Consider the following 21297-nt stretch of genomic DNA (forward strand, 5'->3'; position numbering starts at 1 on the left):
TCTATACCACGTGTAAAAATTTAGAACTTCAGATAATTAAACCTAAAATTATCCAAAGTCCCCAAATGAATACTGCCATAGATACTTCAAGAAATTATAGTATAATACATATTAAACCGCCATTGCCTTCATTTATAATTTTTTGAAGAGTTTTTTGTATCTTTACTTGAATATCTTCCGGCATCTTATATAATTTATTTTGAAGTCCTTCCTTTACTAAAATTTCTAAGGATTTTCCAAACATATTGCTTTGCCATATTTTAGAGGGATCGCTTTCAAATTGCTCCAGCAGAGATTTTACCATTTCCTCACTTTCCCTTTCTGTACCCATAATAGGTGAAACTTCCGTTTGAATATCTGCCCTTATAAAATGAAGGGAAGGAGCACTGGCTTTTAATTTTACTCCAAATCTATTCCCTTGTTTCACTATTTCAGGTTCTTCCAGCTTCATCTCAGAAAGCTGTGGTGCTACTAGACCATATCCTGTTTCCTTAACTTCCTTTAAAGCTCCTGATATTTTATCATATTCAACTTTAGCTGTATGCATCTTCTCAATTATACTAATTAAATCACTTTCCCCCTGAATTTCTTCTTCACAAACTTCACTAAGTACTCTATAATAAAGGCTTTTTTTAGACTTTAAGTTAATTCTGGCAGTTCCTTCTCCCATATTAATCTCCTTTATTACAGGTTCATCTATAAATTCTATGTCACGAACACCTTGAAGTGACCTATCTATATCTCTAACTTTATATATAGTGTCACACATTTCTTTTACTAAATTTATAAAATTCACCTTCAACCAATGCACAGGATCCATTTTTTCTATCCATTCTGGCATGTCAATATTTATCTCTTTAACTGGAAACTCTTTAAGTACTCTTTGAAATACACTGGTCACATCTTCTTCTTTCATATTCAATACATCCATGGTCTGCACAGGCACATCATATTTACCTTCCAATTCTTTCTTTAAGGCTATAGTATCAGGATCATAAGGATGCTGTGAATTTAGAACCGTTATAAAAGGCTTATTTATGGACTTTAATTCATTTACTACCCTTTCTTCTGCTTCCACATAATCTTCTCTATTTATATCCGTTATAGAACCATCCGTAGTAATCAAAAGTCCTATAGTAGAGTGCTCATTTATTACCTTTTTTGTTCCAATTTCTGCAGCTTCCTCAAAAGGTATCTCATAGTCATACCAAGGGGTAGTCACCATTTTTGCCTCTTCCCCATCCATATATCCCGATGCACTTTTAACTATATAGCCCACACAATCTACCATTCTTATTTTAAATTTAGCACCTCCTTCTAAATTTATCTCTATAGCTTCATTAGGTACAAATTTAGGCTCTGTAGTATGAATAGATTTTCCTGAAGAACTTTGAGGTAATTCATCTTTAGCCCGTTGTTTTTTATAGGCATTATTTATGTTAGGCAATACCATTATTTCCATAAATCTTTTTATAAAAGTTGATTTTCCTGTTCTAACAGGCCCTACTACTCCTACATATATATCTCCCTGAGTTCTTTCAGCAATATCTTTGTATATATCAAAATTTTCCAAAATATGCCCTCCAATAATCTAATATTAACAGTATATATATATTTTTATATATAACATTTTATTACTAGATCTTTTATCAGATTATTGATAATTAAAGCTGATAATCTATCTACCATAAGATTGAACTTTTGAATCCACTTCTTTATAGCTTACAATATCATCTACTATATATATGGGCCTATCTTTCACTTCATCAAAAATTCTCCCAATATACTGTCCCATTATACCCATACTTATAAATAGCAAACTTATCATAAATGAATTAATGGAAAGTACTAGTCCTATACTTAAAATATCCACTTTATTAACTATATTTTTAATAATTATAATAATTGCTGAAAGCAGGCTTGTTATTAATAAAAAAACTCCTATATAATTTATAAAAGATAAGGGCCTGTAGGATAGAGAAGTTATGCCATCTAAAGCTAACTTCACCATTTTACTTAATGGGTACTTTGTTTCTCCTGCAAATCTTTTCTGCCTTACAAATTCCACATAAGTCTGTTTAAACCCTACCCAGCTAACAAGTCCCCTTACATATCTATTTTTTTCCGGCAGTGAAGACAGAGCATCACACACTTTCTTGTCAATAAGTCTAAAATCTCCCACATCTATAGGTATATCAATATTGGTCATGGATTTTAACACCTTATAATACATTGAAGCTGTAAATTTTTTAAAAAAGCTTTCCCCCTCTCTTTTTACTCTCTTACCGTAAACTACTTCATAACCCTCTCTCCATTTTTCTATCATCTTTAGAATAACTTCTGGTGGATCCTGTAGATCTGCATCAATTACAACAATAGCATCTCCCATAGCTATATTCATCCCTGCTGTTATTGCCGCTTGATGGCCAAAGTTTCTTGAAAAATTAACTAATTTTATTCTAAAGTCCTTTTTACAAATCAGTTGTACTTTATTTTTTGTAGTATCTTTACTGCCATCATTTACAAATACAATCTCATACTCTTCTCCTGTGGAATCCATAACTTCCTTAAGTCTTTTATAACTTTCTAAAATTACAAGCTCTTCATTATATAAAGGCACTACAACACTATAGATAACTTTATCTTTAAACATTTTTACACCCCATTTAACTTGATCTTTATAAAGATTATAAATAATAATTATAGTTACAATATGTAATAGTTGTGTGAAATTTATGTGATCATAAAAAAGCAACCATCTTTATCAACGATTGCTTTTAAGTATCTGAATATAAATAACAAGTCAAAAATAGCCTACCATACTGACTAGTTATTTATTTAAAGATGCCTTAGTAGGGTACTTAATTATAAAACTTACACCTTTTTCTCTATTTACAGCTTTTATATCTCCACTATAAAAATCTATTATTTTTTTTGAAATAGCAAGACCCAGTCCGAAATTTCCTGTTTTGTCTTTATACATATTATCAAATATACGTTCTATATCTTCATTTTTAATACTATTTCCATCATTATAAATTTCAAGTATGGAAAAGCCCCCTTCATTTTTTAAACTTATTTTTATGGTAGTTCTGGCATACCTTAGTGCATTATCTAATATATTTTCTACAGAAACCTGTATTTTTTCCCTATCCCCCCAAACCAGGCTTTTATGAATATCCAATTCCCAATGAATATTATTTTTAAGTACCTTAAATCTCTCCAGCATATTATCGATAATTTGCTGCAAATCAACGCTTTCATTTTTACCATTATTTTCTAGTATATATTCCAAGGTATTAAAATATAATATTTCCTTAATTCTTTTTTCCAAGTTTACAGCTTCCTCTTTTATTATCTCAGCGGTTTTTTCCACAGAATCTATATATATTCCATCTATAATCGCCTCAGCGTGACCCATAATAACCATAACCGGTGTTTTTAAATCATGGGATATACTTTGTAGAAATAGTCTTTCATTTTCATCGGCATATTTTAACTTTTTTTGCATAACATTCATAGAATTTGCCAGGCTTCCAATTTCATCATTACTTTTAACCTTAATAGGTTCTCCCCATTGTTTATTAGATATTCTTTTAGTATAATTCTCCAATTCTTTAAGGGGCCTTGAAATATAGGAAGCCACAAGTTTTGAAGTAAAAAAGGCTATAACAATAAATATAATTCCTATGATAGCTACATTATATAGTATACTATTGTCTGCAAAATAAGGCATGTAAGTAATAAGATAAGATTTTCCGGGTTGCTGGATTTTTATTGAACTTATAATAAAAAAGAATTTCTTGTTATTATAATATTCTTTAAACTGTTTTTGCCCATTTTCTGCGTATTTAGTAAAACTAATCATCCACTCCTTCTGGCCATTTTCCTCTGGTCTGGATTTTTCTGGAGGTTTATTTATATCTATTACTTCAGCTTCATTATTATTTATGGTAACAACTAAATTTTGTATTTCTCTAAGATTTCTCAATTTATCAAACCTTAAAGGATCATTAAAATTATCACTTTTTAATAACATATTATGCGCTGCCTTTAAATCTTCAATTTTAGCCTTTTCATCAAAAGCTCTAAATACAAATACATACAAAAGGGAGATACAACATATTATCACAAGAATCATAATGGTAAATGTAATCCATATTCTTAACATTAAAGATTTTATTTTGAACTTTTTCATACTCTCACGACCAATTTATATCCATAACCATATACTGTTTCTATGGTTAACTTATCTGCTTTTTTCCTAAGCCTTCTTATAGTATCATCTACCACCCTGTCTGAACCAAAATAATCATTTCCCCATACATTCATTAAAATTTGTTCTCTGGATATTAAATTGTTTTTATTATCCGTAAGATAACTTAACAATTCAAACTCCTTGTTGGTAAGTTGCAGTTCCTCTCCTTTAAATGAAACCATTCTTTGACTTTTACTAATTAAATATTCTCCAATATTTATATCTATATTTTCAGTATTGTGCTCATTTCCATATATTCTTTCCATAAGCTTATTAGTCCTTATGACCAATTCCCTGGGTAAAAACGGCTTAGACAAATAATCATCACTTCCAAGTTCTAGTCCCACTACCCTATCCAATTCTTCATTTCTTGCAGACATAAATATAACAGGAGTATTTTTATTATTTTGTTTTATATATTTTATTAGCTCATATCCATCTATATCAGGAAGCATTATATCCAGTATCCAAAGATCTGGCATATCCTTTATTCTTTTTTTTGCACAACTGCCGTCAAAAAAAGTGGTAACATCATATCCTTCATTTTTAAGATATTTTTCAAGCAAAACATTTAGACTTCTTTCATCCTCTACCAAATATATTTTTTTAGCCAATATTATCACCTCAAATTAAATTAACTAGTGATTTTAAATACTTTAACGCCCCTATTTTATCATATCCTTAAAAAGCTGTCCATGAAGCATGAATATTTTAAACAAATAGTATAAAATATAAAAGATTCAGGTAAAAAAGCACTCCGTATAACAGAATTCCACCTGAACCTTATAAAAACTTTTATATCTACTTAAATTGTTGTTTTCTCTATAAACTATCTGTATATTCTTTTAAATCATATAGTTGTTTTTGAGAATCTCTGCCTCCCATTCCCTGTGGATTTTTCGAATTTGTGCTACTTTCTATACTATTCTCTGTATTATCTGATGATTTACTGGTAGATTCAGTGGAATTACCATATTCACTTGAAGAAACAACTTTTCCATTTTCCTTAACCCAGTTCATAATTTCACTACTGGAATTACTTCCACCTGAACCTCCTACCATTACATATCTAACTTCTCCATTTTTCACTAATTCTTTAAACTCATCCAGGGTAATTGCCTTATTGTTTCCCATAAATCCTCCAAGAGACATTACAGCTTCTCCTGTATTTAGTATTATATCAGAAGCATCATTAGAGGATGAAACTACAAGCAAATATTTTTCATTTGTCTTATTTTTAAGTAAAAATTCTATAAGTTTTGAATTGCTATTATTCATATTATCCTGTGGACTACCGCCTGAGTTTCCCTGCTGACCAGGACCTGATTGTTGGTTTGAAGATAGAAGTTCCAATCCTGCTGCTGGAAAAGAACCATTGAGCTTATTAAATAATACCTGTGAAGATCCTGTAAGCGGTGTTATCAAAAGTCCTATAATTGATACTCCTACCAGAATTTTTTTCATTCCGAGTATTTTATTTTGTTCATATGTTTTTTTGCCTTTTAAAATATTTAGTGCACCCAATATTATTGAAGGTATTATACATAAAACTGCTATTAATACCATCAATACCTTAACAATACCTGAATAGCTGCTAAAGTAACTGGCTACCAATAATTGAATACCTCCATTAACTAATAATGCCCCAGGTAAAAGCCAGCTCTTCCAACCTCTTTCTTTGTAAAATTCCCACATTGAAGTAATTCCTATTCCCGTAAGTGCGGCAACTGGCGGTGCAAGCATGGTTAAATAATAGGAATGGAATGTACCTGTATTGAAGCTGAAATATATAAAGACAGGTAAAAACCACATAAACCATAAAGCTAACCCTTGTTTTCTATTATTATCTAATCTGAATCTCAACTTTTCTTTAATTGCTGAAGCTATGAATCCAAATATGGCAAGAGGTATAAACCAGCATATTTGATCTGAAAGTGTATTTTTTGAAAATAGTCTTGTAATTCCCTGAGCAGCCTGACCTCCAAAGGTGCTGGACTGTACTCCTCCTTGAGTATTTCCACCTCCAAGGCCTTGTCCTCCTGCACCACCCTCCATATTTTTGCCATTATTAGAGTTAGATGGACTTCCACTGCCATTACCACCCGGATTTCCAGGAAATTGCCCTGAAAACTCTGTAGAATTATAATCGGATGTTTTTGAATAAGATGATGTACCTTCATCAGCTTTTGAGTTTTCTTTAAACTGCGGAGGAGTTTGTCTATTTCCTCCCAGTGCACCTCCCCCCATACCTTTACTAGATGAACTAAGGGATAATCTCTCCGTTCCATTATGACCTACTATAAGTTCCATAACCGTATTATTAGTACTGCTGTCTACATAAGGTCTATTGGCAGCAGATATGGAGTCCACAGCTAATGCCCAGGACAATGATACTGCCACAAGTACAAAGGTACTTACTACAAGATGGATTATTCTCTTTTTAACCGAAACATTTGTAGCAAGGAGATATGTTATATATAGTGCGGGAACTACCATATAGGCCTGAAGCATCTTTACATTAAATCCTAGTCCTACAAGTACCATACTTATTATGAGGTATTTAAATTTTCCCTTTTCCGCCGCTATGGAAAGTGCAAGGCATGCAAATAATAGAACCATCACAAGCACATTATCTATTGTATTGTTTCTGCTTGCAGCTACAAATACCGGGGTTACTGCAAGACATAATGCAGAAATGAGTCCTGCCATGCTGCCAAAAGCTCTCTTCACAATAACATAAATTAATATAACGGAAATTACTCCTGCCAGGGCCTGAGGCAAAATTATACTAACACCGCTAAATCCAAATATTTTAGCAAATATAGCCTGAATCCAAAAACCCAGAGGCGGTTTATCAATAGATACAAATCCTGCCGGATCAAAAGATACAAAGAAGAAATTTTTAAAACTCATAGTCATACTTTTTACAGCTGCAGCATAATAAGAATTTCCATAACCTTCTATACTTAAATTTGCAAAATTTAATATAGAAGAGAGTAGTATAATTAATATTAGTGCAATATTTTCTTTTGTAAACTTTATTTTATTCACTAATTTTACTCTGTTCATTAAATTCACTCCCTTTTTATCTACATTCACAATGTAAGATTATACTATGTAAAAAATTATAACCTTTGTTTGTTGTGTAAATATCAAAAATTTATGTGAAATTTATGTGATTGCAAATAATTTAGGAAGAGCATCTATTAATATATTTCACTTTTTTTATCTCTACTCATTAATTCATATACAATATATTTAGGATCTTTTTCCTGAAATAATATTTTATAGAGAGCATCTGTTATAGGCATCTGTACTTGTAATTTTTCTTTTAATCCATAAAAGGCATTACATGCCTTTATACCCTCTACTACCATACCTATTTGTTCCACTGCTTCTTTTACAGGCATTCCTTGACCTATAAGTATACCTGCTCTTCTATTTCTACTGTGCATACTTGTACAGGTAACTATAAGATCCCCTATACCTGTAAGCCCTGTAAAGGTTTCTCTCTTTCCCCCCAATTTTTCTCCAACTCTCATTATTTCCGCAATACCCCTTGTCATAAGTGCAGCTTTAGAATTATCTCCATATCCTATTCCATCAGAAATTCCTGCAGCTAGGGCAATTATATTCTTAACTGCTCCTCCAATTTCTACTCCTATAATATCCTCATTGGTATAGACTCTAAATTTTTTTGTCATAAACACATCTTGAATTTTTTTTGCATACTCCATATGTTTTGAAGATACCACTACTGTAGTTGGTATATCCCGTGCCACTTCTTCTGCATGACTTGGCCCTGAAAGCACTACTATTTTATTATCAGGCAGCTCTTCCTCAATAACCTGTGAAAGTCTTTTTCTACTTTCCTCTTCTATGCCTTTTGCTATATTTACAATTATTTGATCTTTTCTTATAAACTTTTTAAAATTTTTACAGACCTCCCTGATAGCCTGAGAAGGCACTGACAAAACTAAAACATCGCCTTCTTTTATAACTTGTTTTACATTATTAGATGCCTTTACTCCTTCTGGAATTACTACGCCGTGAAGATATTGTATATTTTCCCTTTTTACATTTATATCTTCCACTATGTGTGATTTTCTATCCCACAAATTTACCTTTACTCCTTTTTTTCCAAGCATTACTGAAAGGGCCGTTCCAAAACTTCCCCCTCCTAAAAAAGATACAGATAAACACATAAGTTATTCCTTCCTTTCTCTAAATTCTAATTTTATACCAGTTCCAGTAAAATCAAAACTATCCCTTAATTGATTTTCAATATATCTTCTGTAGGAAAAGTGAATACACTTGGGGTCATTTACAAAAAACACAAAAGTAGGTGGCTTTATGCCTATTTGTGTCACATAATAAATTTTCAGTCTTTTGTTGCCTATGACAGGAGGTTCTTTCATCATTACTATTTTACCTACTATATCATTTAAAATTCCCGTTTTTATCTGTTTGCAATAGTTATCATAACATTGCCTTACTACCTTGAAGATTCTATTGACCCGTTGACCCGTTTTTGCAGATATAAACAAATAAGGGGCATATGACATAAATGAAAGACTATTTCCTATACTGGTTCTATACCTATCTGCGGTTTTTGTATCCTTATCTATCAAATCCCATTTATTAATCACAACTATTATGGCTTTATTTAATTCATGGGCATACCCTATTATTTTTTCATCCTGTTCGCTTATATCATGGGCAGCATCTAACATCAGCATGCATACATCTGCCCTCTCCACTGCAGTATAAGTCCTTATAACGCTGTATTTTTCTATTTCTTCTTTAACTTTACTTTTTCTTCTAACTCCTGCAGTATCTATTAATAAAAATTTTCCTTCATCTGTTTCCAAATAACTGTCTATGGCATCTCTCGTAGTTCCAGGAATATCACTTACTATTACCCTTTCTTCTCCTATAAGTTTATTTATAAGAGAAGACTTTCCTACATTAGGTTTTCCTATAAATGCTATTTTTATATATTCGCTATCTTCATCTTCATTACCTTCATTTTTAAAATTTTCCACCAATTTATCCAGCATGTCTCCAAGTCCTAATCCTTGAGATGCAGAAATAGATATGGGTTCTCCTATCCCCAAGTTATAAAATTCATATATATAATTTTCTTGATTTGTATTATCTATTTTATTTACTACAAGCACTATAGGCTTTTTACTTTTTCTAAGCATTTGAGCCACTTCTTTATCCGCTGCAGTAAGTCCTTCTCTACCATCTACTATAAATATTATTACACTGGCAGTTTCTATGGCTACCTGTGCCTGCCTTCTCATTTTAGAAATTATTACATCATTATTTTCAGGCTCAATTCCTCCTGTATCAATTATGGTAAAATTATAATTTAGCCACTCTGCCTGGGCATATACCCTATCTCTGGTAACTCCTGGAGTATCCTCTACTATGGATATCCTCTTTCCTGCCAATTTATTAAATAACGTAGACTTTCCTACATTAGGTCTTCCTACTATAGCCACTATTGGTTTTCCCATTAGTTATTCCACCTCACTGTTTTCATTTATAGTTTGTATTAAATCTTTTCCTGTATAATCACATACCAATATTTTTCTATTTAAAGAATTTTCTAATTCTTCCAAAGTTACATCATCCAAAAATACTCTTTTATTTGATTGTGAAAGTTCATATCCTTTTCGCAGCATACACTCCGGTATGATCAAATAATCGCCTAAAGTTTCACATTCTAATTGTTTTAATATATCTTTCGAAGTAACAAGTCCTGCTATAGTTATAGTGTTGCCAAAGAAATTATTTATTATTTTTTTTACATCGATTATTATATGGGGATTTGTTTTCATTATTTTTTCAGCCGCATTTTTTATTTCCTCATAGGCTAAATCTCCGGTTATAAAGGTAAATGAACCTTTTGCTTTTAAATTTAAATTTTTAAGGCCATCTTTTATATTATCCCTAAAAATTCTTATCATTCCTACTCCATCTTCTAGTTGCTTATAATTCTCATAAAATTCAGCAGGGGGAATTTCCTTCTTTGAAACAATATAAAATTCATCAGAAAATCTTACAAAGGGAGCTCCTACTTCTTTTATATACTTTTTCTGAAGTTCTTCTGCTATTTTTAATTGCTCTCTAGCAGAATTTTTATCATATTGTTTTAAATTAAAAAGTCCCTGTCTATATTTTGTAATTCCTACAGGTACTACTGCCACATTTTCCACTCCCGGATATAATTTATAAAGATCTTCTATAGTTCTTCTCAATTCCTCACCATCATTTATGTCAGGACACAATACTATCTGACAATTTATTTTTATACGATTTCTTGTGAGTCTCTTTAGCAACTTATATATATTCCCTGCAAATCTGTTATTTATCATTTTTATTCTCAATTTGGGATTAGTAGTATGCACCGATACATTTATAGGACTTATTTTGTATTTAATTATCCTATCTATATCCTCTTCACGCATATTGGTAAGAGTAACAAAATTGCCCTGTAAAAATGCCAATCTTGAATCATCATCCTTAAAATAGAGAGTTTTTCTCATTCCTTCTGGCATTTGATCTATAAAACAAAAAATACAATTATTATGGCAACTTCTTGGTTTATCTAAAATTGCATCTTCAAATTCCACTCCTAAATCCTCATCATATTCTTTTTCTATTTCTAGGCTCCATATTTCTCCATTTTTCTTTTGGATTTCTACTTCCACATAATCATCACTTATGAGAAATTTATAGTCTATGATATCTTTAACTTCCATATTATTAATGGATATAAGATAATCTCCTACTTCCATTTCCATTTCTTGGGCAATACTTCCAGGTTTAATTGCCTTAATTCTATTTCTCATGCATATAACTCCCAGTTAAAATTTTGATTTTTTGGAAACTTCAAAATAAAATATATGTAAAAAAGACCATTTACACACTTAGAATATACTCTAATATGCCTATTTAGTCAATTATTAAAGTTTTTAAGTATATACACCAAAAAAATAAAAAATCTCTCTAAAATTTATTTATAGAAGAGATTTTTCTAAAATTAAATTAATTCTATTAAAAATATTAAAATTCCCGAAATAAAAGCACAGCCAGGTATTGTAACTATCCAGGTAAAAACTATATCTTTTACCACAGTCCACCTTACCGCTGAAAATCTTTTAGATGCACCAACTCCCATTATAGCCGTAGTTATTATATGAGTTGTACTAACCGGTGCATTAAACATAGTAGCTGTAAATATCACCGCAGAAGCTCCCATTTCTGCTGAAAAACCATTTACAGGCGCCATTTTAGCCATTTTACATCCCATAGTTTTTATTATCTTTTTTCCTCCAAGGCTTGTACCTAAAGCCATAGACAATGCACAACAAAATTTTACCCACAATGGAACAGAAAACACTTGAAGAAAACCTGCACTCACCAATGTCATAGTTATAATTCCCATGGTTTTCTGGGCATCATTTCCTCCATGATTAAGAGCTATTAGCATGGCAGAAAATATCTGGGCTTTTGAAAAAATTTTAGTTACCGTACTGGGTTTTGTATTTTTTAAAATCATATTCATAATAGTCATGAATGCAAATCCTATTATAAATCCCATTATAGGTGATAGTATAAGCCAAAGTATAACTTCAAAAAAAAGACTCCCCCAATTGATTATCAGAAAAGAACTTTTATATACAATTGCAGAACCAACTAATCCTCCTATTAATGCATGAGAAGAACTGCTTGGTATGCCAAAATACCAGGTTATTAAATTCCAGATTATAGCACCTAAAAGTGCTGCTATAATTACACTCTGAGTAATATCATTGGGGTTTACTATACCTTTTCCTACTGTTTGTGCTACCTTTACACTCATAAATGCCCCTGCAAAATTAAAAAAAGCTGACATTATTACTGCCTCTTTAAGTGTCATCACCCTAGTGGATACACAACAAGCTATAGCATTGGCGCTATCATGAAAACCATTTATTGTATCAAATATTAGGGCAATTATTACTATCACTATTGTTAAAATTAAAGTACTGCTAAGCATTTTTCATTACTACTCCTTCAATAACATTAGCTAGATCTTCACAAGCATCCAGTGTATTTTCTAGATATTGATATATTTCTCTCCACTTTATAACATCTATAACTTTCATATCTTTTCTAAATATATCTCCAATAGCTTTCCTTGAAAGAATATCTCCTTGTTCTTCTATTCTATTTACTTCTATTATTCTTTTAGCTAAATGTTTACTTGTCTTCATATTCTTCAATTCTTCCATTATGGAAATCAATTCCTTACAACAATCAACTATCATCTTGCTTAAAACACGAGCTTCCTCAGTACACTCACTTACATTAAACATAACAAACCTACTAGCTGTAGATTCTATTAGGTCAATAATATCATCTGTATCTTTTGCTATAACATATATATCCTCCCTATCAAATGGAGTAATGAATGTGCTATTTAACTGTTCTAATAATTCATGTTGTTTTTTGTCTCCTTCGTGTTCCACCTCTTTTAACTTTTTTAAATTTTCTTCTGAATTTTCAAGGTCATCCAAAAAATCTAATAAAATTTTTGAAGCTTTATAAGCAATATTTGCGGTTTGCACAAAAAACTCATAAAACTTGTCTTCCTTTGGAGTAAAAGTAAACATCATATCCCTCCCGGCATTGAAAGTATACATTTTCGACCTTATAAGTATACCATAAATTTGATAAAAATTAAATAAAAGATTTCATAACTTAACATAATATGTTTACATATAATTATTACATAAATTTCAATTATATTGTAAAATCCTGAGTTTTCATAATAATTATGTTTTATGTTTTGAAATTACATAAAAAAGGGGCTGTCACATAATTAAATTTCATATGCAACAACTTATTTTTTACTCAAATATAAATGTTTTTTAAAATTCAAGCCTTTATTGACAAAATCAACAAGTTTTGTAAAACAAATTTCAGAGAGGAATGTTAAAACTGAATTCATGCTCCTATGTTTAAAGTACGCTAAAAATTCAGCTAATATAAATTTTTTAAGCAAAAAATTTATATTACTGATTTTTTCAATATATAAAAATGGAGCACTGTAAAACTACTTTAAAAAAGTAGTTTTGCAACACCCCTAGCATCCACATAATTATTCATTTAAATCCTTCTGTTCTCCCGTAACTAAATATATAGTTCCTTCACATATATTAGTCACATGATCTGCTATTCTCTCTAAATATTTACATACAAATAGCATTTGAGTCATCTGATCTACTTTACTATTATCCGTTCTCATAACTTCTATTAATTCTTTAAATACATTCTTATACAATCTATCGATATCGTCATCCATTTCGCAGGCACTATAGGCTCCATCAACATCTCTATCTACATAAGCATCTAGAGCCTTTTTTATCATATCGTTAACTATTTTAGCTATTTCAGATATATTTATCAATTTCTTTATATATTTTTCCCCTTTTAGTTTTATAGTTATTTTGGCTATATCTACAGCATGATCTGCCATTCTTTCAAGATCTGTTATTATTCTAGCTGTTGTAAATATTGTCCTTAGATCTATGGCCAGAGGCTGTTCTTTTGCAGTGAGTTTTATACATTTATCTTCTATCTCTCTATATAGATCATCTACTAAGTCATCATTTTTTATGGTCTCTTTTGCCAAATTCTCATCCTGTTTAACTAGTGCCTCTATACACTGATGAATTTGTTTTTCTACCATACTTCCCATTCTCAATACATCATTATGCATTTCTTCCAATGCATAGTCAAATGCCTTTCTGGTCATAATAACCACCTCTTTTCAATTATTAATTATATTATGACATATATTACAATATTTAAAAAGTATTTTCAATAAAATTAGCCAAATCTTCCTGTGATATAATCCTCTGTTCTCTTATCTTTAGGTTTATAAAAAATATCTTCTGTTTTTTCGGCTTCAATAATTTCCCCATTTAAGAAAAAGGCCGTATAATCGGATATTCTCCCTGCCTGCTGCATATTATGAGTCACTATTATTATGGTATATTTCTTCTTTAACACATCCATAAGTTCTTCTATTCTTAATGTAGATATGGGATCCAGTGCTGAAGTAGGTTCATCCATTAAAAGTACATCTGGTTGTACCGCAAGAGTTCTTGCTATGCACAACCTTTGCTGTTGTCCTCCAGATAGGCCAAGTGCATTTCTGTCTAATCTGTCTTTCACCTCATCCCAAATGGCTGCGTCTCTTAAGCTATTTTCTACTAATTCGTCTAATACGCTTTTTTTCTTCATACCGTGTATTCTTGGTCCATAGGCTACATTATCATATATAGACATGGGAAATGGGTTAGGACTTTGGAATACCATTCCAACTCTTTTCCTTAAATCTATAACGTCATAATCTCTGTATATATTCTTACCTTCAAAAAATACTTCTCCTTCAATTTTAACCGAATCTATTAAATCATTCATCCTGTTTAAAGTTCTTAAAAAAGTTGATTTTCCACATCCTGAAGGTCCTATTAAAGCTGTAACAGAATTTTTTTCCACGCCTAGATTTATCTTTTTAAGAGCTTGATTAGAACCATAATATAAATCAAGGTTTTCTGTCTGTATTATATTCATCAACTCTCCCCCTTATTTCTTCCCTGTATATGATTCATATATTTTTCTGCCTAATATCCTAGCTATAAGATTAAAAAGCAGTACCATAATTACTAAAACTGCAGAAGCCTTATTTGCTATCTGGGTTGCATCAGGCACCATTCCCTCAGAATTTAATTTCCATATATATACCGCTAAAGTTTCTGCAGGTCTCATTATACTAAAAGAAGACCCCTTATCAATCAAACTCATGTAGGAAAAATTCAATTTAGGTGCACTCATACCTGCCGTATATAAAAGAGCCGCAGCTTCTCCAAATATTCTGCCTGCAGCAAGTATTATACCTGTAGATATCTGTGGTATAGCCGATGGGAGAATCACTTTGCTTATGGTCTGCCATTTGGTGGCTCCAAGACCTAAACTGGCTTCCCTTACAGGTGCAGCAGCTGCAGTTATGGCATTTTCACTTACTCTGGTTAAAGCAGGTAAATTTAATACAGATATGGCAAAGGCTCCTGATAAAAGAGTAAAACCCCAATTTGTCATGTTTACAAATATTAAAAGGCCAAACAATCCAACTACAATAGAAGGTAATGATGCCATGGTTTCTATACACAATCTTACTATATTTAAAAATATTCCTTCTTTTGCATATTGGGATAAATATATACCCGCCCCTACACCAAAAGGAACACTTATAAGCAGTGCCACTATTAACATATAAAAAGAATTAAATAACTGAGGCCCTATACCACCTCCGGATTCCCCAAATCTGGCTTCTCCAAATAAAAAAGACGGTTCTAAAAATCCCATGCCTTTAACTAGTATATATCCTATTAGAAGCACCAAAATGAGTACTATAAAAACAGTTAATCCATAAAAAACTCCAGTCCATAACCTATCTCTCATTTTAGCATTCATCTTTTAACCTCACTCCCTTTTCCAATGGCCTTTATTATTAAAATAAATACAAAAGAAATTATTAAAAGAAACAATGCCAGAGACCATAGTGCATCATTCCATGCAGTACCAGATACTGTATTTCCCATATCCATAGTTAAAATACTAGTCATAGTAGATGTAGGACTTAAGAGTCCACTCGGAAATTTTATGGTATTTCCTATTACCATTTGTACTGCCAGAGCTTCTCCAAAGGCTCTAGCGAGTCCTAATACCACTCCTGTAAGTATGCCATTTTTAGCAGAGGGAACTATTACTTTACTTATGGTCTGCCATCTGGTTGCCCCTAATCCATAAGATGCCTCCATGTAACTTCTTGGAATAGTTTTTACTGCATCTGCAGATATGCTGGATATGGTAGGTAGTATCATTACACTTAGAACCAATATACCTGCTATTAAACTAAAGCCAATTCCATGAAAGCTGTTCTTTAAAAATGGTATAAGTACGCTAAATCCTATCCATCCATATACTACAGAGGGTATGCCTATAAATAATTCCAGCGAAGGCTGCAATATTTTAGAACCTATCTTAGGAGATATGTAATGCATAAATACAGCAAGGGCTATACTTATGGGAGCACTTATTATAACCGCCCCTAAAGAAACGAAGGTAGACCCTGCAAAAAATATAAGTGCTCCAAGCTTTGGAGCATTGCCATCTGGCGCCCATTTAGAACTAAATAAAAATTCCCATAGCGGATATCCTCTTTTTACAAAAGTGGCCATACCTTTTGAAGCTATAAAAAATATTATACTTAAAGTAAGAACTATAATCATGGCTCCACAAAATGTAGCAAAAAATCTGCCTATATATTCTGTTTTTAGTTTATGCCACAATGACTTTTTTTCTATATTTGTCATCTTTGATAACCCAACTGATTTTTTTTCCATATTTACCGACCTCAAAATTTTATTTTATCAAATAATTTTTAGGCTCAGGTGAAGTTTGCTATAAAAAAATACTTATCTCCATATGAACCTTAGAAGAACCTATCCAGGCGCGTAGACCTGCTTATCTCCCATTTAAAGACTATGGGAGTATTAGCTTAATTACAGCCTTGGGATAAATAACTGGCTGTCTAAACAGCCAGCTAAAATAATTTCTATTTCATATCACTCATAGGAATATATCCAAGCTTCTTTATGGTTTCTTTATTTTCATCACTTAATACATAATCTATATATGCTTTTGTCACACCTTCAGCTTCTCCCTTTGTATACATATGTTCATGAGACCAAAATGGATATTTACCTGAAATTATATTTTCTGAAGTAGCTTCAACATCTTCTATTTTTAAAGCTTTAACATTGTCCTTAACTGAATCCGTTAAATAGGATAGTGCTAAATAGCTTATAGCTCCTTCCGTGGTCTTAATTGCATTTTCAACATTTCCATTGGAGTCCTGTGTTGTTCCAAGTCCCTCTTTTTCCTCTTTTCCACCCATTACAGTATCTTTAAATGTAGCTCTGGTGCCTGATGACTTAGTTCTATTTATAACATTTATTTTCATATCACTTCCGCCTACATCTTTCCAATTTGTAATTTCTCCCGTAAATATTTTTTGTATTTGTTCTTTAGTCAGAGAATCAACATTTACATTAGGATTTACTACTACTGCAAAACCTATAGCACAAACTTTATGATCTACCAGCTGCTTTGCTTGATCTGCATCCAGCTTAGATTCTGCAGTTACATCAGAATTTCCTATATTTGCCGTACCTTGCAATGCCAGATTTAATCCTGTACCACTTCCCCCTCCCTGGACATTAACAGTTACCTTTGGATTTTTTTCTGAAAATGTTTTACCTATTTGTTCTGCCAGTGGCTGAAGTGCAGTGGAACCTGCCAAAGTTATTGAACCGGATAATTCCTGATTATTGGCCTTATCTCCATCTTCCGTACTATTATTTCCTCCACAGCCTGTAAATATTCCCACAGTTAGTGCAATAACCATAGTTGCTGCAAAGCTTCTTAATATTCTTCTATTCATAATAATATAGACCTCCTTAAGATTTAACCTTATGTAAAAAATAACTTCAATTTCTACAGTATTTATAATATTCTACCAAGGTTAATCCTTTATTATAGCTATGTTAATTAAAATTAACATCCAATATTTTGAATGGTATCCATATTATTATTAAATCATTATATATCTCTTCTATTGTTAATATCTATGGGTATTTTAACTGTGAACTTACTACCCTTTCCAATTTCACTATTTAATTCTATAGTTCCACTAAATTTCAAAATAATATGCTTTACTATGGCAAGACCCAACCCAGTACCCCCTTGACTTCTGGATCTGGCCTTATCAACTCTATAAAATCTCTCAAATAGTCTTTCTTGGTGTTCTTCGGAGATACCCACTCCATTATCTTCCACCCATATTAAACAGTTATTGTCCTCAAGCGCTGTTCCCACCTTAACCTGTCCTCCATTATTGGTATATTTTATTGCATTATCTACTAAATTTATAATCATCTGTTTGAATCTATCTGCATCTCCCCATATGTCAGGCATTTCACAACTCATTTTCTTGATTTTTATGTGCTTTTTATCTGCAAAAGGTTCCATCATATAACATACATTATCTATTATTCCATTTATATTTATAAGTTCTATTTTATCCATTTCATTACTTTCTATATGAGAAAGTATAAGTATATCATTTATCAGTCGAGTAAGACGATCTGCTTCATCATTTATTATGTTTAAAAATTTATTTTTATTTTCTATGTCTTCCACATATTTTAAAGTTTCTGCAAATCCCTTTATAGATGTAAGAGGAGTTTTTAGTTCATGAGAAACATTAGCTACAAATTGAGACCTCATATTTTCCAATCTTTTTATATCCGTTATATCCTGAACTACCGCCACTATACCTATCTTTTCATTACCATTTATGATATAATCTGTTTTTATTCTTAAATCTCTCTCTTTAGGTCTTAATATTTTTATCTCTTTATATTCCTTCTTCACACTTTTAAATATATCTTCCAATTCAAAATCCCTTATGCTATTCATCAAATTTTCTCCTATTACATCTTTTGAAATTCCAAATATTTTTTTTGCATAGGGATTTATCATTATAATTTTATAACTGGTGTCTACTGCTATTACTCCATTATCCATACTTTTTAGTATAGCTTCTAATTTATTTCTTTTATCTATAGAATCTTTTAATGTATTTTGAAGTTCATCTGCCATATGATTAAATGTTTTACTAAGCTCTCCTATTTCATCTTTAGAATTAATTATAACCCTTTTATTTAAGTTGCCACTGGCTATGCTAAAAGTGGTACATTGAAGTTTTTTCAAAGGCTTTACTATAGATCTTGAAAGTCTTGAAGCAAAAATCAAAGACATTAATATTGAAAAAAACATTATAAATATATAATATTTGAGATAATTATTCTCAAACCCTTTAATTGTGTGCATAGTCAATGAACTACGTATTACATATCCATTTTCAAGAGCAGTAGCAAAATACAATGTTTTTTTATTTGTGGTATCACTTATTCTGATATCATATCCTGTCCCTTTTTTTCTAGCTTCTTGTACCTCTTTTCTCCAATTATGATTATTCATGGTGTACTCTACTGCTGTAGAATCTCCAAGAACCTTTCCATTTTTGTCTATAAGAGTTTCCCTCATAATTTCATTTGAAAAATTTTTTTTAAGAAAACTGCTTTTATCCTCTATTTTTTCATTTTTTATTATATTTATTATAATTTCATTATTTAATCTTAAAGTATCTTTCATATTTTTTATATATTCACGATTTTCAATCACTATAAATAATAAAGTAGTTATTATCATGCTAAATATAAGTGTAGATACCATAGATAACATCAATTTTTTTTTCATTTTATCACCGGTTACTCTTTCCAATTAAATCTATATCCAATTCCACGTATGGTTTCAATATATTTAGGTTTTTTATCGCAGCTTTCTATCTTCTGTCTTATATGCCTTATATGAACATCTACAGTTCTAGTTTCTCCTACATATTCATATCCCCATATTTTATCCAGTAGAAAATCTCTGGTCATAACTCTACCTTTATTTTTTATAAGCATCTGCAGAAGTTCAAATTCCTTAAGTGTCAATTCTACTTTTTCTCCATTTTTAAGCACTTCATGTCTGTCAAAATCTATACTTATGTCTCCAAACACATAATATTTATCTAAAGTTTTTATAGTAGTTCTTCTTAATATAGCCTTTACCCTAGCTAATAATTCTCTTACGGAAAAAGGTTTTGTAATATAATCATCTGCCCCTAGTTCCAATCCTAGAACCTTGTCAAATTCTTCTCCTCTGGCAGTTATCATTATTATGGGAGTAGAAGCTATTAACTCATCTTTCCTTATTTCTTTACATACATCATATCCATCCATTCCTGGAAGCATAACATCCAGCAAAATAAGTTTAGGTCTTTCCTCCTTTGCAATTTTTAGCGCTTCTACTCCTTCTAAGGCTACAATAGTCTTATATCCATTATTTTCAAGATTAAATTTAATAAGTTCACATATATGTTCTTCATCATCTACTATTAATATCTTTTCCTTCGACATAATCACACCCCTTTTGTATAGTTCACAATTCACAGTTTTCAATTCACAATTTATAGTTCACAATTTACAGGAGGGTTAAGATAAATAAAAGAAAAAAGTCTTCCCTGATATCTATTTTTTCTGTAAGAATATAGCTCATATTCTGTATTACAAGAAGTACAAATATCCAGAGAACTTATATTCTCATCCCGTACTCCCCTATCTTTTAGCTGGTATAAAATGCATTCTTTTAAACTCAGATTTCTTCCTTTAAATATATGTTTATCTTTATAAAAAGCTGAATTTTCAAATTCATTTATTACCTCTTCTCCCACCTCATAACAAGAGCTGCATATGTGTGGCCCTATACATGCTGATATATTCAAAGTATGACTTTTAAAATACTTTTGAAGCTTTTCTATGGTCTTTAAAACAATACAAGATAAAGTACCTCTCCATCCACTATGAACTGCCGCTACAACTTTTTCTTTCCTATCATACAAAAGCACAGGAACACAATCTGCATTAAATACTCCTACAGCTTCATAAGGTACATTTGTAATTATTCCATCTGCATCTTCTAGATTTCCCTTATAAATTATACTAGTACATCCATGAACTTGATTTAAATATCCAATATTTTTTAGATTGAACCACCCTTTTAAATTTTCAATATTTTTTTTGCCGTTGTATTCTAGTCTGTTAAAATTCAAATTATTTTTAGCCGTTGAAAATACTGCTGTTGCTCCTTGAAAATTTATCTTTATAAATTCATATCCCTCAATTAAAACTCTCTCCATATTATCCTCCATATTTTTAACTTTATAATAAAAACTCTTTAAATATATTTTAACATTGTTTATCAAACAATAGCAGTATATATATTCTTTTAACTTTTTTTAA

Annotated in this window: 18 protein-coding genes; all 18 read right to left on the bottom strand. The window is 31.2% G+C overall.

Going from position 1 to position 21297, the window contains the following annotated elements; translation table 11 throughout:
• Positions 1-94: 94 nt before the first annotated feature.
• The 18 genes from spoIVA to pgeF all read right to left on the bottom strand — a co-directional run bounded on the left by spoIVA (position 95) and on the right by pgeF (position 21194).
• Positions 95-1573, bottom strand: coding sequence for a stage IV sporulation protein A (gene spoIVA, locus AB3K27_RS12230; protein ID WP_368487708.1), 1479 nt, complete (start codon positions 1571-1573; stop codon positions 95-97).
• A 105-nt stretch (positions 1574-1678) separates the two neighbouring features.
• Entirely contained in the window at positions 1679-2653 is a 975-nt protein-coding gene (locus AB3K27_RS12235; RefSeq protein WP_368487709.1) for a glycosyltransferase family 2 protein, read from the bottom strand.
• Between the two features lie 177 nt (positions 2654-2830).
• A complete protein-coding gene (locus AB3K27_RS12240) occupies positions 2831-4198 on the bottom strand; it encodes an ATP-binding protein (protein WP_368487710.1) in 1368 nt (455 codons plus the stop codon).
• A complete protein-coding gene (locus tag AB3K27_RS12245) occupies positions 4195-4872 on the bottom strand; it encodes a response regulator transcription factor (RefSeq protein ID WP_368487711.1) in 678 nt (225 codons plus the stop codon). Before AB3K27_RS12245 ends, AB3K27_RS12240 begins: the two co-directional genes overlap by 4 nt.
• 208 nt (positions 4873-5080) lie before the next feature.
• The gene (locus tag AB3K27_RS12250; RefSeq protein ID WP_368487712.1) at positions 5081-7327 is read right to left on the bottom strand and encodes a glycosyltransferase family 39 protein; all 2247 of its coding nucleotides are present in this window, start codon (positions 7325-7327) and stop codon (positions 5081-5083) included.
• Positions 7328-7464: 137 nt separating this feature from the next.
• Positions 7465-8463: an NAD(P)H-dependent glycerol-3-phosphate dehydrogenase gene (locus AB3K27_RS12255; RefSeq protein ID WP_368487713.1), complete on the bottom strand. Its 999-nt coding sequence runs from the start codon at positions 8461-8463 to the stop codon at positions 7465-7467.
• A gap of 3 nt (positions 8464-8466) precedes the next feature.
• The gene (gene der / locus AB3K27_RS12260) at positions 8467-9783 is read right to left on the bottom strand and encodes a ribosome biogenesis GTPase Der (RefSeq protein ID WP_368487714.1); all 1317 of its coding nucleotides are present in this window, start codon (positions 9781-9783) and stop codon (positions 8467-8469) included.
• A 3-nt stretch (positions 9784-9786) separates the two neighbouring features.
• Positions 9787-11121, bottom strand: coding sequence for a DUF512 domain-containing protein (locus AB3K27_RS12265; RefSeq protein WP_368487715.1), 1335 nt, complete (start codon positions 11119-11121; stop codon positions 9787-9789).
• Positions 11122-11312: 191 nt separating this feature from the next.
• Complete coding sequence (locus tag AB3K27_RS12270) at positions 11313-12311, bottom strand: anion permease (RefSeq protein WP_368487716.1); 999 nt, start codon at positions 12309-12311, stop codon at positions 11313-11315.
• The gene (locus tag AB3K27_RS12275; RefSeq protein ID WP_368487717.1) at positions 12304-12927 is read right to left on the bottom strand and encodes a DUF47 domain-containing protein; all 624 of its coding nucleotides are present in this window, start codon (positions 12925-12927) and stop codon (positions 12304-12306) included. The genes AB3K27_RS12270 and AB3K27_RS12275 overlap by 8 nt, the downstream gene beginning before the upstream one ends.
• Positions 12928-13415: 488 nt before the next feature.
• A complete protein-coding gene (gene phoU / locus AB3K27_RS12280; protein ID WP_368487718.1) occupies positions 13416-14072 on the bottom strand; it encodes a phosphate signaling complex protein PhoU in 657 nt (218 codons plus the stop codon).
• Positions 14073-14146: 74 nt separating this feature from the next.
• Positions 14147-14896 carry a phosphate ABC transporter ATP-binding protein PstB gene (gene pstB / locus AB3K27_RS12285; RefSeq protein WP_368487719.1) on the bottom strand — a complete coding sequence of 250 codons (750 nt, stop codon included), beginning with the start codon at positions 14894-14896 and terminating at the stop codon, positions 14147-14149.
• Between the two features lie 12 nt (positions 14897-14908).
• Positions 14909-15796 (bottom strand): phosphate ABC transporter permease PstA, encoded by an 888-nt coding sequence (pstA, locus tag AB3K27_RS12290; protein ID WP_368487720.1) that lies wholly within the window; start codon positions 15794-15796, stop codon positions 14909-14911.
• Complete coding sequence (gene pstC / locus AB3K27_RS12295; protein WP_368491229.1) at positions 15793-16698, bottom strand: phosphate ABC transporter permease subunit PstC; 906 nt, start codon at positions 16696-16698, stop codon at positions 15793-15795. The genes pstA and pstC overlap by 4 nt, the downstream gene beginning before the upstream one ends.
• A 242-nt stretch (positions 16699-16940) precedes the next feature.
• The gene (locus AB3K27_RS12300) at positions 16941-17828 is read right to left on the bottom strand and encodes a phosphate ABC transporter substrate-binding protein (RefSeq protein WP_368487721.1); all 888 of its coding nucleotides are present in this window, start codon (positions 17826-17828) and stop codon (positions 16941-16943) included.
• 158 nt (positions 17829-17986) lie between these two features.
• Positions 17987-19708, bottom strand: a complete 1722-nt coding sequence (pnpS, locus tag AB3K27_RS12305) for a two-component system histidine kinase PnpS (RefSeq protein ID WP_368487722.1) — start codon at positions 19706-19708, stop codon at positions 17987-17989.
• Between the two features lie 11 nt (positions 19709-19719).
• Positions 19720-20415, bottom strand: coding sequence for a response regulator transcription factor (locus AB3K27_RS12310; RefSeq protein WP_368487723.1), 696 nt, complete (start codon positions 20413-20415; stop codon positions 19720-19722).
• Positions 20416-20465: 50 nt separating this feature from the next.
• Positions 20466-21194 (bottom strand): peptidoglycan editing factor PgeF, encoded by a 729-nt coding sequence (gene pgeF, locus AB3K27_RS12315; protein WP_368487724.1) that lies wholly within the window; start codon positions 21192-21194, stop codon positions 20466-20468.
• Positions 21195-21297 lie beyond the last annotated feature (103 nt).

Source organism: Clostridium sp. BJN0013 (assembly GCF_040939125.1).
Taxonomy (GTDB): Bacteria; Bacillota; Clostridia; order Clostridiales; family Clostridiaceae; genus Clostridium_B.